Here is a 14,736-nt window from a genome sequence, read left to right on the forward strand (position 1 = left end):
CAATATAACATTTCTTAACCACTTCGTCAACTTCTTTTTTTCTTTCGTTGTTGACGACGCTTATTAATTTACCATATTAACATTTAATAAGTCAACACTATTCTTCATCTTTTTAAAATAAATGCCAAAATGATTTTCACCCTGGCATTATATATAACTTAATGATAACTAAAGCACAAATACCTGGTATCCCTAAAACACTAGAAATAGAAGCCGTGCCAAGATTAATCGGGATATGAAAACCAAAATAAGTTCCAATTACATTAACCGCAAACAATAGTGCTACACCTATTATTACTTTCACAAACATCTTTCCTATAAATTGCAATGGCTTCGTTGAAGCACCAAAGATCAACAAAACAAATACCAAACTAAGAATTCCGCCAATAACTAATGTAGAATTCATGTTCCCCCTCCTTATATAACTTATACACTCTATATGTATGGGACAAGGAAACAAAAAATACCGTTTGATTATATAAAGTGAAACCTTAATCAGCGAAGACTTATTGCTCATAAAAAAGGTCCTGGTTTCAAAACCAGGACCTTTTACCATTGTTCCATCTTTACTGGACGTCTTTTCGCTTCTTTTAGTAAGAAAAAATATTTTGCTTCTGCTAATTTCAAAGAACACAATACATCTTGAGATGGTTCAACACTTTGTTCTACCATTCTTTTTTGACGCAACCACTCATTCTTAACTTTTTCTAATACAGCAATTAGCTTATCATCATATTCTTTTCGCAACTTTCCCTTTTTTTGAAAAAACATTTTGATTTCTCCTCTTATACTTCTCTACGGCCTTCTAAAGCCTTCGACAATGTCACTTCATCCGCATATTCTAAATCTCCACCAACTGGCAGACCATGTGCAATACGAGTCACTTTAATACCCGTCGGTTTTAAGAGGCGGGAAATATACATCGCTGTAGCTTCCCCTTCAATATTTGGGTTCGTTGCTAAAATAACTTCTTGTACAGTTTCATCTTGTAACCTTTTCAATAACTGTGGAATATTAATATCTTCCGGTCCAATTCCCTCCATTGGTGAAATTGCACCACGAAGCACATGATAGACCCCTTGATATTCTTTCATTTTTTCCATCGCGATTACATCTTTTGCTTCTTGTACAACACAAACAACTGATTGATCACGGTGTGAATCATCGCAAATATAACAAGGGTCACGATCTGTAATATGTCCACAAACAGAACAATATGTTAAATTCCGTTTTGCATTCACAAGAGATTTAGCAAAATCTAGCACGGCATCTTCTTTCATATCTAGTACAAAGAAAGCCAAACGAACAGCTGTTTTTGGACCAATCCCTGGCAACTTCATAAAACTATCTATAAGCTTCGATATTGGTTCTGGATAATGCATACGTCAATATCCCCCTACTAGAACATTCCACCTGGTAAGTTTAAGCCTTTTGTGAACTGTCCCATTGTAGAATTTGAAAGCTCCTCAGCTTGCTTAAGTGCATCATTTGTTGCAGCTAATACAAGATCTTGTAACATTTCGATATCTTCTGGATCTACAACTTCTTCTTTAATCTTCACATCAAGAATTTGCTTGTGACCATTTGCGATTACAGTAACCATTCCGCCACCAGCTGTACCTTCTACTGTTTTTTCACCAAGTTCTTCTTGTGCTTTCGCCATTTGCTTTTGCATTTTTTGCATTTGTTTCATCATGTTATTCATATTTCCCATTCCGCCACGCATCATAATAAATTCCTCCTAATTGTTGTTATTCTTTTATTTCAATAAGTTGTTGCCCTACTAATTTTACCGCCTCTTCTACAAGGGGATCTACTTTTGCTTCTGCATCTTCTTCTGAATTTCCACCTTCACGTTGTAAAAATTCTTCGCGTATTTTCCCCCACTCACTCTTCGGAATTGCAATCATATTCAACCTTTTGCTGAGCAATTCAAAAAGAACTTGTTCTACGGTATCCATCGCGTCACGATTTTCACTTGCCATTTTGCAATGTATCTCATATTGGAAAGCCAAAACATAAGAATCTGCAGAAGCTGCAACTGGTTCACTATTCTCTAATAATACAGCAAAAGCCACCTTATTATAGGATTTAAGTCTCCCTAACAGCTCACCCCATACGCCTTTTAACTGTTCTAAATCTTGGCGTTTTGCCTGCTTTAATACTTCATGTACGCGCCCAACAGGAATTTTCATACTTCCTGTCCGCACTGGTTTTGGGGCTGCACGCGTCTCTCTTACTTCCTGCCCTCCACCAGCTGGCACACCATTTTTCTTCACGTGTTCTAATTCTTTTTCTAATTGTTGCATTCTGTTCATAATTGCTTGCAGACGATCTGTTCCATTTGACTGCATCATAAACTGCTGACAAAGTTGCACCATAACAACCTCTAAGAAAATTCGTGGATGATTTGTCCACTTCATTTCCTGTTGCCCCTTGCTGAGCGTATGAATAATTTCATAAATAACCTCAGGTTGCATCGTTTCACTTAGCATACGGAACTGCTCATCTACAACTACTCGTTCTAACATATGTTCTAATTGTGGTGAAGTTTGATATAAAAGCATATCACGATAATAGTAAATGAAATCTTCCATAAAACGAACTGGGTCTTTTCCTTTACTCATCATATCATCAATAATACGCAACGCTCTTGATACATCATTCTCCCGTATACATTCTACAAGATTACCTAAATATCGTTGAGAAACAGAACCCGTTACCGCTAAGACGTCCTCAGTCGTAACAACTTCATCACTATAAGAAATAGCTTGGTCGATCAGACTGAGCGCATCACGCATACCACCTTCAGCAGCACGAGCAACAATTTGCAATGCTTCATCTTCTACCTTTGTACCTTCATTTGTAACAACTGTTGCTAATCTCTCTACAATATCATTTACTGATATTTTTCGAAATTCAAAGCGTTGACAGCGAGAAATGATTGTAGGTGGAATTTTATGTGGCTCTGTTGTTGCCAAAATAAAGATAACATGTTGTGGTGGCTCTTCTAGCGTCTTTAAAAGCGCATTAAAAGCTCCCATCGAAAGCATGTGGACCTCATCAATAATGTATACTTTATATCTCACTGCACTTGGGGCATACTTTACTTTATCTCTTATATCTCGAATTTCATCTACACCGTTATTTGAAGCCGCATCAATTTCTAATACATCTGAAATAGATCCTTGTGTAATACCTAAACACGCAGGGCATTCATTACAAGGTTCAGCTACCGGGGCATGCTCACAGTTAATTGCCTTTGCAAATACTTTTGCAATCGTAGTTTTACCTGTTCCTCTCGGTCCAGAAAATAAATAAGCATGCGACGCTTTCTCTTGAAGAAGGGCATTTTGCAACGTTTTTGTTACGTGCTTTTGACCGACTACATCTTCAAATTTTTGTGGTCTCCATGTTCGGTATAACGCTTGGTATGACACGAAAATACGGCCTCCCTCAAAGGTTATTATCTTATATATTATAACCCATTCTGTTTACAGATTCCAAAAGTTATTTTCCATACAAAAAACCCACCTTTTTATATAAGGTGGGTTTTGTATACATATATAACTGCCGTGCACCTTCTGTCGATTACGTACCATAAGCGTTACTTAAGCAGTTAGCTCGGTTCAGGCACTCCTGCGGCACACGAGAATACCCGCTTATTGCTGCTTCCTTCCGGACCTGACAAGGTTCACGGGGTCCCGTTGCGCAGGACCCAAACGTCAACACCACTTACTTAAGGCAGGCCTTACAGCAACATAACCTCGAGAAGGGATTCGGCCTCGCTAGAGCGGATTGCGAGTACAGGGCACCGCTACCTCCCCGCTTAGCACGGCAAAGTTAAAACCAATATTCGGTTGCCTTATTGAAGGCATTATTAGTATAACTTGTTTCTTCATAAATTGCAAATATGTTAGGTACCAGTATTTTTATCCAATTTCTCCTTCTTTTCTTTCCTTCTTTTACGAAGTTCCCTAAAAAAGTTCGTTAACAGCGCCCCGCATTCTTCTTCCATTACACCAGGTACTACTTCACATTGGTGATTAAAGCGCTCATCTGTTAAAAGATTCATTAAAGTACCTGCACATCCACCTTTTGGATCACTTGCACCATATACGACACGTTTCACGCGCGATAAAACAATCCCCCCTGCACACATTGGACAGGGTTCTAATGTAACATATAGTGTCGCATTTTCTAAACGCCACGTACCTAACTTTTTACATGCTTCATCTATAGCTAATAACTCTGCATGAGCAATGGATCGTTGTTCTGTCTCCCTTAAATTATGAGCAACACTGATTACTTCTCCATCTAATACAATAACAGCCCCAATCGGAACTTCTTGGATTTCTTCAGCTTTTTTCGCTTCTTCTATTGCAAGCTGCATAAAATAAATATCTTGTTCCATAATCCAGTCCTCTCATTACAAATAATCTCCCTGCTACGCAAGGTCAAAAGTGTCCTTAACCATTTTCTTTTTCTATTTTCACTTGGCGTGAGGCAGGAACACAATCTGATCGTTTCTGCACATAATCGGATCCCCTCTACCATCTAAACAGAAAAGTTTTATGTGTGCTTTTCAATTTATATACATACTATTCAATTACACTTCCTCTTAGATGCAGGATAACTTTCACACATTCAATCCAATCTAAAGAAAAAGGAAGGGTGATTACATATGAAAAATACTGCATTGCTCATTATTGACATGATTAACGACTTCCAATTCTCCCATGGACCAATCCTTGCGCAAAAATGCCAAATGATTATAGAACCTATTTTACACTTAAAACGAACAATGAAAATGAATGGTTATCCTGTTATTTATATTAACGATCATTATCAACTATGGAGAGCTGATATCGATCAACTGATTACACATTGTACAAATCATTATAGTAAAAACATCATACAAGCAATTGCTCCTAGTACAGATGATTATGTGTTTATTAAACCACATTATTCAGCTTTTTATGAAACTCCCTTAAATTCTTTATTAGGACATTTAAAGGTTGAAAAACTAATCATAACAGGAATTGCAGGGAACATATGTGTTCTCTTTACAGCCAATGATGCTCATATGAGGAACTATACACTATATGTACCACAAGATTGTACTGCTTCTAATTCTGATCAAGATAATAAACATGCTTTAAAAATAATGGAAACAACATTGAAGGCAAATATTATTCCCTCTCTTCAATTAAAATTTGAATAGTATGCGTCGATTTTCCAACTTTTTATGACAAATTAGTCCGCTCGCTTCCCTCTTATGCTACAATTATTCTGTTTTGTGCTTTTTATTTACAGGAAATTATGAATCGAAAGGAGGAAACAGCGTGACCGGAGTACCATTTATTACGGTTGAAGGACCAATCGGTGTTGGAAAAACTTCACTAGCGAAGGAAATTTCAACTCACATGCAACTCCACTTATTAAAAGAGATTGTTGATGAAAATCCTTTCTTAGGGAAGTTTTATGAAAACATTGAAGAATGGAGTTTTCAAACAGAAATGTTCTTTCTTTGTAATCGCTATAAGCAATTGGAAGACATTAATATAAAATACTTAAATCAGCGTAAGCCAGTAGTAGCAGATTATCATATATTTAAAAATTTAATTTTTGCATCTCGCACATTAAAAGACACTCAATATGACAAATACATGCAAATTTATCGTATTCTTACACAAGATATGCCCGTGCCAAACGTCATTGTATATTTAACAGCAAGTCTAGAAACATTACAAAAACGAATCGCAATGCGCGGACGTGAATTCGAAAAAAACATGGACCCCAATTATTTACTACAACTTACCAAAGATTACGAAACGGCAATGGATGCCTTTAAAAAGGATCATCCAGATATTCCAGTGTTAAAGTTTAATGGAGATAACATGGATTTTATGAAGAATAGTGACGACTTGAATATAATTTTATCCACCCTCAAAAATACACTCTCGAAGGGAACGAAATAGCAATGAATTTAAGGCAAAAGTATGACATTCCAAACGATGCAGTAATTACCATTGCTGGTACAGTTGGCGTTGGTAAATCGACTATGACAACTGCACTTGCCAATGCTTTAGGTTACCGTACATCATTTGAAAAAGTGGATTCAAATCCATATTTAGATAAGTTCTATGCTGATTTCACGCGCTGGAGCTTTCACTTACAAGTTTATTTTTTAGCAGAAAGATTTAAAGAACAAAAACGAATTTTCGAATATGGCGGTGGGTTTGTACAGGATCGCTCTATTTATGAAGATACTGGTATTTTCGCAAAAATGCATCACGAAAAAGGAACAATGACAGAAACAGATTACGAAACATACAAGGGGTTGTTCGATGCAATGGTTATGACACCATACTTCCCTCACCCAGACTTATTAATCTACTTAGAAGGTTCTTTTGATGATATTGTCAGTCGTATTCAAGAACGTGGCCGCCCAATGGAACAACAAACACCAATTGAATATTGGCAAGAAATGCACGGACGTTATGAAAATTGGATTAATAATTTTAATTTGTGTCCTGTCCTACGCTTAAATATTAATGAATACGATATTTTAAAAGATGAAAACTCGATCGAGCCCATCATTAAGAAAATTGGACATTTTTTAAAACAAACACGTAAACTTGTAAAATAAAAACCCGTGCATATGCACGGGTTTTCCTATTCACTCATTTTTTCTTTTTCGTTGGAGCAATAATTTCACTCTCTTGTTTTCCAGCATTAATACGCTGACGAACCGTACTTGTACTAATATCATATGCCTCAGCAATTTCTTTAACAGTCATTTCTTTCCCATTAATAATTGCTGTTAATACTTTACCAGTACGTTTTGGAGCTGCCTCTTGTTTCACAGCTTGTTTCTCGGCTTTTTTTGGTGCCTCTACTTTTTTTGCTTCTTGTTTCACATTACAAGTACAACCACAAAGTTTACGGAATGTATCATCGCTTATAATACGTGATACGTTTGCACCACTATTTAAAATTCTATTGTTCTTACAGACTGGACATTGTACATAGTATAGCGTTTTTCCATCTAAAGGAAATGTTTGTATAATAAGATCCATGTTGACTCCTTTCATATCTATGAAGATAATCATCGGAATATGAGTGTTTTATAAGGCAGCACGCTACCTTACATCATACTTTCTGATTGGTTTTAAAATAAAAACTCGTTACGTGTTGGTAACGAGTTCTCCAATCTCCACTTATATGCGCTGTTGTCAATTATATCTGGAGGAGGTAGAGGGATTCGAACCCCCGCGCGACTCTCGCCGCCTGTCGGTTTTCAAGACCGATCCCTTCAGCCAGACTTGGGTATACCTCCATATTGACATCAAATATAATATCAAAAGAAAAACAGTTAGTCAAGTCCACTCATAATAAATTATAGGAAAAGGAAAAACCCTTCCTTTTCCTAAATTTATTTAATTGACAACACTCATACCGATGAAAGTTTTAATTTATTTAATAACTGTTTTTCCTCCCATATAAGGGCGAAGAACTTCTGGAATTATAATTGTACCATCTTCTTGTTGGTAATTTTCTAGAATAGCTGCAATTGTACGTCCAATTGCAAGTCCAGATCCATTTATTGTATGAACATGTTCTGGTTTTGCATTTGGCTCACGACGGAAACGAATATTTGCACGTCTTGCTTGGAATGCTTCGAAATTACTACAAGAAGAAATCTCACGATATGTTCCATAACTTGGAATCCATACTTCAATATCGTATTTCTTCGCTGCTGTAAATCCTAAATCTCCAGTACACATACTCATAACGCGATATGGTAGACCTAATAATTGTAACACGCGTTCTGCATCATTTGTTAACTTTTCTAATTCTTCATAAGAATCTTCTGGTTTTACAAATTTAACAAGTTCCACCTTGTTAAATTGATGCTGACGAATTAAACCACGTGTATCACGGCCAGCTGAACCTGCTTCAGAACGGAAGCATGCACTAAATGCTGCATAACGAATCGGCAATTTATCTACACTTAAAATTTCATCACGATGCATATTTGTTACAGGCACCTCAGCTGTAGGAATCAAGAAGTAGTCTTCACTCTCAATACGGAACGCATCTTCTTCAAACTTTGGAAGCTGCCCTGTCCCTGTCATACTTGCACGGTTTACCATATACGGAGGTAACACTTCTTCATATCCATGTTCTTCTGTATGAAGATCAAGCATAAAGCTAATTAAAGCGCGTTCTAATTTTGCACCTGCACCTTTAGAAAATACAAAACGGCTTCCCGTTACTTTAGCAGCACGTTCAAAGTCTAAGATTCCTAAATCAGTTGCAAGATCCCAGTGAGGTTTTGGTTCAAAATTAAATTCTTTTATCTCTCCCCAAGTACGAGCTACTACGTTATCATCTTCTGTGTCACCAATTGGTGCAGATTCATGAGGGATATTTGGAATAGAAAGCATTAATCGTTCTAGATCTGCTTCAACTGAGCGAAGTTTATCATCAAGATTTTTTACCTTTTCTCCTACTTCACGCATCTCTAAAATTAAAGATTCTGCATCTTTCTTTTCACGTTTTAATACAGAAATCTGCTGAGATACTTCGTTACGCTTACTTTTTAAATCTTCTGTTTGAACAAGTAATTCTCTTCTTCTTATATCTAACTCTTCAAAACGACCAAAGTCAGTTAAGTCTTCGCCTCTATGCTGTAATTTTGCTTTTACTTCTTCAAAATTCGCACGTAAAAATTTAATATCAAGCATTTTATATTCCTCCTTTTACTTTATAAAATACAAAAAACTCCCGTCCCTATAAAAAGGGACGGGAGTTAACCCGCGTTGCCACCCTAGTTGAAAGCAATATTGCTTTCCTCTCAAGTAGAAATAACGACTCTTCACCGGAAATGTTTACTAATCATAAAGATATTCCACACTTCATTCCAGGATGGATTCACAAACTGTTTCTATCGGTTTCCACCAGCCACCGACTCTCTATAAGAAACGCTATTTGTTACTACTTCCTATCAACACGTTTATTTTATAAAATTGTTACCATCAATTTACTATAATCTTACACAAGTTGCAAGTTACTTATACAACTTTTTTCATTTTTGCCTCTCTCACCATTTGCACAAAATATGCTGTAACACGATGATCATCCGTTAACTCCGGATGGAAAGAAGCTGCTAAGAATAGTCCTTGTCTTACTGCTACCATTCGATCGTTGTGCATAGAAAGAATTTCCACGTCATCTCCTACACTGACAACGTATGGCGCACGAATAAATACACCAATGAAGTCTTCCCCTACACCTTTTATCGAAAGGGCAGCTTCAAAGCTATCCTTTTGGCGTCCAAATGCATTACGTTCAACTGTAATATCCATAGCGCCAATATGAGACTCTTCATAACCAACAAGGTTGTTTGCAAGTAAAATCATACCTGCACACGTACCAAACATCGGTTTACCAGATTTCGCAAATTCGCGAAGTGGTTCCATAAAATCGTACTTATCGATAAGACGGCGCATTGTTGTACTTTCACCGCCTGGTAAAATAAGACCATCAATTTCTTCAAGTTGTTCTACACGTTTTACAATGACAGCTTCTGCACCACTTGCTTCAACTGACTTTACATGCTCACGAACAGCCCCTTGAAGACCTAATACACCGACTTTAACCATTTCAAAATCTCCTTTAATTACCAACCACGCTCTTGCATGCGTTGTTCTGGTAATAGTGTTGAAATTTCGACACCTTTCATTGCAGTACCTAATCCTTTAGAAAGGCTTGCAATTAATTCATAATCTTCATAATGTGTCGTTGCTTCAACAATTGCACGTGCAAATTTCTCTGGGTTTTCTGATTTGAAGATACCAGATCCTACGAATACACCATCTGCACCAAGTTGCATCATTAATGCAGCATCTGCTGGCGTTGCTACACCACCCGCCGCAAAGTTTACAACTGGCAGACGACCAAGGCGTTTGATTTCAAGTAATACTTCATAAGGAGCACCAGTATTTTTTGCATATGTCATTAATTCGTCTTCACGTAGGTTCGCAACTTGACGGATCTCTGCGTTCACTTGACGCATATGACGTACTGCTTCTACAATATTTCCTGTTCCAGGCTCACCCTTTGTACGAAGCATAGATGCACCTTCTGCAATACGACGCGCTGCTTCTCCGATATCACGGCATCCACATACAAATGGAACAGTGTAATCACGTTTATTTAAATGGTATACTTCATCAGCTGGAGTTAATACTTCACTCTCATCAATGTAGTCTACTCCTAATGATTCTAGTACACGTGCTTCCACAAGGTGACCAATACGGCATTTTGCCATAACTGGAATTGATACAGCACCCATAACCTCTTCAACGATTGTTGGATCTGCCATACGTGCAACGCCACCTGCTGCACGAATATCTGCAGGAACACGCTCTAGTGCCATAACAGCAACTGCGCCTGCTTCTTCTGCAATTCTTGCTTGCTCAGCGTTAACTACGTCCATAATAACGCCGCCTTTTTGCATTTCTGCCATTCCACGTTTTACACGTTCTGTCCCTGTTACATTTGTCATGTACAAAAACCCCCCTAGGTGAATTGCTTTTCCCCATTAACGGCGAAAATTAAGAATACTCTTACATTCTACCACTAACTATTAGAGGCTTGTCCACTACTTTTTCATAAAGTCGGTATGAAAAATAGGAATAAAAAAAAGCTCCTACAATGAGGAGCTCTTAAAACCAACCTTTTACCGTATCAACAGCGCTGTTCCAAATGTCACCAAAGAAAGAACCAATGCCACGCATAGAGCGTGTAAACCAGTTTGCTTTTTCTACTTCTGCTTTTGTAACAAGGTCTACTTGCAATGATTTACCTGATAAAAATCCAGGGTCATTAGTGTCTTTAGGCGATATAACCATTTGTCCTAGTGTTGTCCCTTTTTTCATTGGTGCTTCTTTTTCTTTGCCTGTATCCTTAAATTCTGTTTTATATACATCTTTACTTCCTTTTGGCATTGGAAGTGTAATAGCTTGTTTCGTCTGAACTGTTACATCTTTATCTTTTGCATTTTCCACACGTACAGTTTCATGTCCTTTTACTGCCGATCCTTTTGAATACACTTTTTTCACGTCGAAGTTTGCAAATCCATAATCAAAAATTTTCTTTGTTTCATCAAAACGTGACGTATTAGAACTTGTATTAATAACTACAGAAATTAAACGCATGCCATTTCTTTCAGCAGTACCTGTAAAACAATAGCCAGCTTCTGGAGTATGTCCTGTTTTTAAACCATCTACACCTTCATATTGCTTAACTAATCCTTTTAACATCCAGTTCCAGTTATCCATTTGAATAGGATATTTCCCACCTTCTTGGAATACTTTTTTTGGAATTTTGGCTGTATCTAATACCTTTGGAAAATCTTGCATAAGATGTTGTGCTAAAATCGCGACATCCCTCGCAGACATTTTATTTTCTTCATCCGGTGTTGTGCCTTCAGGATGTAGTCCTTTTAAATCTTTGTTTGTTAAGCCCGTAGAGTTTACGAATTTATAATTTTTCAATCCAAACTCTTTTGCCTGATCATTCATCATTTTTACAAAGTCTGCTTCTTTACCTGCAATTGCTTCTGCTAAAGCAATTGTTGCACCGTTTGCAGAATAAATTGCCATTGCCTCGTACAACTCTTTTACTGTATAAGAGCCTCCATTTTCTAATGGAACATTTGATAATGAGCGATCTTGTGAAACTTTATATGCATATTCAGAAACTTTAACTTTTTGGTCCCACTTCAGCTTCCCTTTATCCACCGCTTCATGAACTAAGTACTCACTCATCATTTTCGTCATACTAGCAATTGCTAATAATTCATCTGCATTTTTTTGATATAAAATTTTCCCAGAATCTGCTTCTACTAAAATCGCTGCTCCTGCTTCCACATTTAAAGCAGGTCCTGTTTCCGCTGATGCACTGCCATATGTAACAAACATGCTGCAAAATAGTGTAAGCACGGTTACCATTGCAATGAATCGCTTGCAAAACATACCTTTCACTTTTGTTACCCCCAATATCTTTGTACTCACATAACCGTTATTCTAACATAATCAAAAAAAAATAGACAGAGATATCAAATCTCCATCTATTTACATATAAGATATTATAAAGAGTAATTTGGAGCCTCTTTTGTAATTTGTACGTGATGTGGATGACTTTCACGTAAGCCAGCACCTGACATACGAATAAATTGTGCATTCTCACGTAAAAATTCTAAGTCATGCGCTCCGCAATAACCCATACCAGCACGTAATCCACCAACTAATTGATGAACTGTATCAGCTAAAGGTCCTTTATATGGTACACGGCCCTCGATGCCTTCTGGAACAAGTTTTTTGTTTCCTTCTTGGAAGTAACGATCTTTACTTCCTTTTTCCATCGCTCCAACAGAACCCATACCACGGTATACCTTAAATTGGCGACCTTGGTAAATTTCAGTTTCTCCTGGACTTTCTGCTACACCAGCAAACATACTACCCAGCATTACAACGTGTGCTCCTGCTGCTAATGCTTTTACCATATCACCGGAGTATTTAATACCACCATCAGCAATGACAGGGATACCGTGCTTACGAGCTTCTGTCGCACAATCATATACTGCTGTTAATTGTGGTACACCAACGCCAGCTACAACACGTGTTGTACAAATAGAACCTGGTCCAATACCAACTTTGATAACATTTGCACCGGCTTCAATTAATGCGCGTGTTGCTTCAGCTGTGGCAACGTTACCTGCAATAATGTTTAATGTCGGATATTTTGCACGAACTTCTTTTACTTTCTCAATAACACCTTGAGAATGTCCATGAGCTGTATCCAGTACAATTACGTCTACATTTGCTTTTACTAATGCATCGATACGAAGCATAGCGTCAGCAGTTACACCAACTGCCGCTCCAACTAACAAACGACCTTGTTTATCTTTTGCAGAGTTTGGAAACTCAATTACTTTTTCAATATCTTTAATTGTAATAAGCCCTTGTAATACACCATTATTATCAACAAGAGGGAGCTTTTCAATTTTATATTTCTGTAGGATCTTTTCAGCTTCTTCTAGTGTTGTACCAACTGAAGCTGTAATTAATTGTTCCTTTGTCATTACATCGGAAATTTTAATAGAGTAGTCTTGAATAAAACGCATATCACGGTTTGTAATAATACCAACTAATTTTTTCTCATCTAAATTATTTACAATTGGTACACCCGAGATACGATATTTTCCCATAAGATGTTCTGCATCATATACTTGATGTTCCGGAGTTAAAAAGAAAGGATCTGAGATAACGCCACTTTCAGAGCGTTTTACTTTATCAACATGCTCAGCTTGTTGCTCAATAGACATATTCTTATGAATAATCCCTAAACCGCCTTGACGTGCCATTGCAATAGCCATATCAGCTTCTGTTACTGTATCCATCCCCGCACTAATTAAAGGAATGTTTAACTGCAAGCTTTCAGATAGAACTGTTTTAACACTTACTTCTCTTGGCAATATATCTGACTTCGCTGGTACAAGTAATACATCATCGAATGTCAAACCTTCTTTAACAAATTTAGATTCCCACATAATTGTTCCCCCCATGATACCAGAAATTATTATTAGTAGCTTAACAATTGGTTAAAATACTGTCAAGAAAGTACATATATGTTAGAATTTTTAGATAATAAAAGGAGCGTAATATATGCATCATACATCTTACATTTGGCAGCAGTTAAGTTTCTTTTTTTCATCCCAACATGTACAGCGTTATCTTGCCCGCTGTTATGAAAAATTACCTATTGAAAATGCTGAAAAAAAAAGCTTCGAAAATTGTTATCCTTTTATTTATTACTTAGAACATGGGAAAAGCTATTATGAATTATGTAAAACTGCACCTTTTTCTATTCAACCTATGTTGTTATTTTATGGAATGAGTCAGCTTTTAAAAGCATGCTTATTAACGGTTGATCCAAACTACCCAGAATCAACAACAGTCTTAGCACATGGAGTAACAACGCGTAAACGAAAAAAACAAGGATATCAGTTTTTAGAAGATGAAGTTAAAATCCAGAAAAATGGACTATTTGCCCATGTGGCAGAACGAATGTTTCACATGAAACACTTAGAGGCTGAAAAGTTTATTATGCTAGAACTAATGGGGAAAATCCCCGAATTAAAAAAGTTATTTCAACATAGTCAAAAAGAGAAAATATTATATGAAATCAATATGGTAGGTGAACATCACATTTCATTTCCTTCTAACGTACTTGATCGCTTACATATGACACAAGAGCGTTTTTCTCGTTACATAGAAGCATCTTGTAAACATCTCTTTATACGATATACACCAAATGAAGCTATTGAATCTGATCTGTTATTTTCAGCTTCCACAAAAACATGGAATCCTTTATACAGTACACCCCTATCTTATGATTGCAATACAAACACTTATTATTTGCCAATAACTAAAGATGTAAGAAATTACAAATCATTCCTACCAGAGCCGCTTACACATTATTTATTGCTTTATAATTTAAGCATGATTTCCCGCTACGAGACTGACTGGTGGTACGACTTATTAGGAAGCTATGCCTCTGAAGATTATCCATTTATTTATCAATTTTTAGGGATTTCTGCGAAAAAAATCCCGTACTATGTTTTACTATTTTTATTGGGCGAACAATTACCTATTTCTTAGG

General features: G+C 36.9%; 16 protein-coding genes, 1 tRNA gene, 1 other RNA gene and 1 other annotated feature. Of the genes, 4 read left to right on the plus strand and 14 right to left on the minus strand.

Annotation, left to right across the window (positions count from 1 at the left end; all coding sequences use genetic code 11):
• Positions 1 to 136: 136 nt before the first annotated feature.
• The 7 genes from HRG09_RS26255 to tadA form a co-directional block, all read right to left on the minus strand.
• Positions 137 to 406, minus strand: coding sequence for a pro-sigmaK processing inhibitor BofA family protein (locus HRG09_RS26255; protein ID WP_174103791.1), 270 nt, complete (start codon positions 404 to 406; stop codon positions 137 to 139).
• A gap of 143 nt (positions 407 to 549) precedes the next feature.
• Positions 550 to 771, minus strand: coding sequence for a YaaL family protein (locus HRG09_RS26260; protein WP_174103792.1), 222 nt, complete (start codon positions 769 to 771; stop codon positions 550 to 552).
• A gap of 14 nt (positions 772 to 785) precedes the next feature.
• Positions 786 to 1,382 (minus strand): recombination protein RecR, encoded by a 597-nt coding sequence (gene recR / locus HRG09_RS26265; protein WP_174103793.1) that lies wholly within the window; start codon positions 1,380 to 1,382, stop codon positions 786 to 788.
• Between the two features lie 17 nt (positions 1,383 to 1,399).
• Positions 1,400 to 1,726 carry a YbaB/EbfC family nucleoid-associated protein gene (locus HRG09_RS26270; RefSeq protein ID WP_174103805.1) on the minus strand — a complete coding sequence of 109 codons (327 nt, stop codon included), beginning with the start codon at positions 1,724 to 1,726 and terminating at the stop codon, positions 1,400 to 1,402.
• Between the two features lie 25 nt (positions 1,727 to 1,751).
• On the minus strand, positions 1,752 to 3,440 hold the full coding sequence (gene dnaX / locus HRG09_RS26275; protein ID WP_174103794.1) for a DNA polymerase III subunit gamma/tau: 1,689 nt from the start codon (positions 3,438 to 3,440) through the stop codon (positions 1,752 to 1,754).
• Between the two features lie 133 nt (positions 3,441 to 3,573).
• Positions 3,574 to 3,838: signal recognition particle sRNA large type (ffs, locus tag HRG09_RS26280), an RNA gene on the minus strand.
• Positions 3,839 to 3,916: 78 nt separating this feature from the next.
• Positions 3,917 to 4,414 (minus strand): tRNA adenosine(34) deaminase TadA, encoded by a 498-nt coding sequence (gene tadA / locus HRG09_RS26285; RefSeq protein ID WP_174103795.1) that lies wholly within the window; start codon positions 4,412 to 4,414, stop codon positions 3,917 to 3,919.
• Between the two features lie 270 nt (positions 4,415 to 4,684).
• Here tadA and HRG09_RS26290 point away from each other — a divergent pair, with 270 nt between their 5' ends.
• From HRG09_RS26290 to HRG09_RS26300, 3 genes are all read left to right on the plus strand, one after another.
• Positions 4,685 to 5,224, plus strand: coding sequence for a cysteine hydrolase family protein (locus HRG09_RS26290; RefSeq protein WP_174103796.1), 540 nt, complete (start codon positions 4,685 to 4,687; stop codon positions 5,222 to 5,224).
• Between the two features lie 121 nt (positions 5,225 to 5,345).
• Complete coding sequence (locus HRG09_RS26295) at positions 5,346 to 5,981, plus strand: deoxynucleoside kinase (RefSeq protein ID WP_174103797.1); 636 nt, start codon at positions 5,346 to 5,348, stop codon at positions 5,979 to 5,981.
• A 2-nt stretch (positions 5,982 to 5,983) separates the two neighbouring features.
• Positions 5,984 to 6,652: a deoxynucleoside kinase gene (locus tag HRG09_RS26300; protein ID WP_174103798.1), complete on the plus strand. Its 669-nt coding sequence runs from the start codon at positions 5,984 to 5,986 to the stop codon at positions 6,650 to 6,652.
• 34 nt (positions 6,653 to 6,686) lie between these two features.
• Here the strand turns inward: HRG09_RS26300 and HRG09_RS26305 are convergent, their stop codons facing one another.
• From HRG09_RS26305 to guaB, 7 genes are all read right to left on the minus strand, one after another.
• Complete coding sequence (locus HRG09_RS26305) at positions 6,687 to 7,082, minus strand: DUF3797 domain-containing protein (protein ID WP_174103799.1); 396 nt, start codon at positions 7,080 to 7,082, stop codon at positions 6,687 to 6,689.
• A 167-nt stretch (positions 7,083 to 7,249) separates the two neighbouring features.
• Positions 7,250 to 7,342 (minus strand) — tRNA-Ser (locus tag HRG09_RS26310).
• Between the two features lie 136 nt (positions 7,343 to 7,478).
• Positions 7,479 to 8,753, minus strand: a complete 1,275-nt coding sequence (gene serS, locus HRG09_RS26315) for a serine--tRNA ligase (RefSeq protein WP_174103800.1) — start codon at positions 8,751 to 8,753, stop codon at positions 7,479 to 7,481.
• A gap of 51 nt (positions 8,754 to 8,804) precedes the next feature.
• Positions 8,805 to 9,026, minus strand: a binding site (T-box leader).
• A 54-nt stretch (positions 9,027 to 9,080) separates the two neighbouring features.
• Positions 9,081 to 9,671 carry a pyridoxal 5'-phosphate synthase glutaminase subunit PdxT gene (pdxT, locus tag HRG09_RS26320; protein WP_174103801.1) on the minus strand — a complete coding sequence of 197 codons (591 nt, stop codon included), beginning with the start codon at positions 9,669 to 9,671 and terminating at the stop codon, positions 9,081 to 9,083.
• Between the two features lie 17 nt (positions 9,672 to 9,688).
• Complete coding sequence (gene pdxS, locus HRG09_RS26325; protein ID WP_174103802.1) at positions 9,689 to 10,576, minus strand: pyridoxal 5'-phosphate synthase lyase subunit PdxS; 888 nt, start codon at positions 10,574 to 10,576, stop codon at positions 9,689 to 9,691.
• A 160-nt stretch (positions 10,577 to 10,736) separates the two neighbouring features.
• A complete protein-coding gene (locus tag HRG09_RS26330) occupies positions 10,737 to 12,056 on the minus strand; it encodes a D-alanyl-D-alanine carboxypeptidase family protein (RefSeq protein ID WP_309232377.1) in 1,320 nt (439 codons plus the stop codon).
• Between the two features lie 104 nt (positions 12,057 to 12,160).
• Positions 12,161 to 13,624 (minus strand): IMP dehydrogenase, encoded by a 1,464-nt coding sequence (gene guaB, locus HRG09_RS26335; protein ID WP_174103803.1) that lies wholly within the window; start codon positions 13,622 to 13,624, stop codon positions 12,161 to 12,163.
• Between the two features lie 115 nt (positions 13,625 to 13,739).
• Between guaB and HRG09_RS26340 the strand changes: the two genes are divergently transcribed.
• Positions 13,740 to 14,735: a YaaC family protein gene (locus HRG09_RS26340; RefSeq protein ID WP_174103804.1), complete on the plus strand. Its 996-nt coding sequence runs from the start codon at positions 13,740 to 13,742 to the stop codon at positions 14,733 to 14,735.
• Position 14,736: the final 1 nt, after the last annotated feature.

Origin of the sequence: Bacillus sp. Xin1 (assembly GCF_013314535.1) — a bacterium.
Taxonomy (GTDB): Bacteria; Bacillota; Bacilli; order Bacillales; family Bacillaceae_G; genus Bacillus_A.

What these genes read in the sequence shown, in the direction of transcription:
- HRG09_RS26255 (WP_174103791.1), bottom strand. Translation starts at nt 406, where the DNA reads ATGAATTCTACATTAGTTATTGGCGGAATTCTTAGTTTGGTATTTGTT.
- HRG09_RS26260 (WP_174103792.1), bottom strand. Translation starts at nt 771, where the DNA reads ATGTTTTTTCAAAAAAAGGGAAAGTTGCGAAAAGAATATGATGATAAG.
- recR (WP_174103793.1), bottom strand. Translation starts at nt 1,382, where the DNA reads ATGCATTATCCAGAACCAATATCGAAGCTTATAGATAGTTTTATGAAG.
- HRG09_RS26270 (WP_174103805.1), bottom strand. Translation starts at nt 1,726, where the DNA reads ATGCGTGGCGGAATGGGAAATATGAATAACATGATGAAACAAATGCAA.
- tadA (WP_174103795.1), bottom strand. Translation starts at nt 4,414, where the DNA reads ATGGAACAAGATATTTATTTTATGCAGCTTGCAATAGAAGAAGCGAAA.
- HRG09_RS26290 (WP_174103796.1), top strand. Translation starts at nt 4,685, where the DNA reads ATGAAAAATACTGCATTGCTCATTATTGACATGATTAACGACTTCCAA.
- HRG09_RS26300 (WP_174103798.1), top strand. Translation starts at nt 5,984, where the DNA reads ATGAATTTAAGGCAAAAGTATGACATTCCAAACGATGCAGTAATTACC.
- HRG09_RS26305 (WP_174103799.1), bottom strand. Translation starts at nt 7,082, where the DNA reads ATGGATCTTATTATACAAACATTTCCTTTAGATGGAAAAACGCTATAC.
- serS (WP_174103800.1), bottom strand. Translation starts at nt 8,753, where the DNA reads ATGCTTGATATTAAATTTTTACGTGCGAATTTTGAAGAAGTAAAAGCA.
- pdxT (WP_174103801.1), bottom strand. Translation starts at nt 9,671, where the DNA reads ATGGTTAAAGTCGGTGTATTAGGTCTTCAAGGGGCTGTTCGTGAGCAT.
- pdxS (WP_174103802.1), bottom strand. Translation starts at nt 10,576, where the DNA reads ATGACAAATGTAACAGGGACAGAACGTGTAAAACGTGGAATGGCAGAA.
- guaB (WP_174103803.1), bottom strand. Translation starts at nt 13,624, where the DNA reads ATGTGGGAATCTAAATTTGTTAAAGAAGGTTTGACATTCGATGATGTA.
- HRG09_RS26340 (WP_174103804.1), top strand. Translation starts at nt 13,740, where the DNA reads ATGCATCATACATCTTACATTTGGCAGCAGTTAAGTTTCTTTTTTTCA.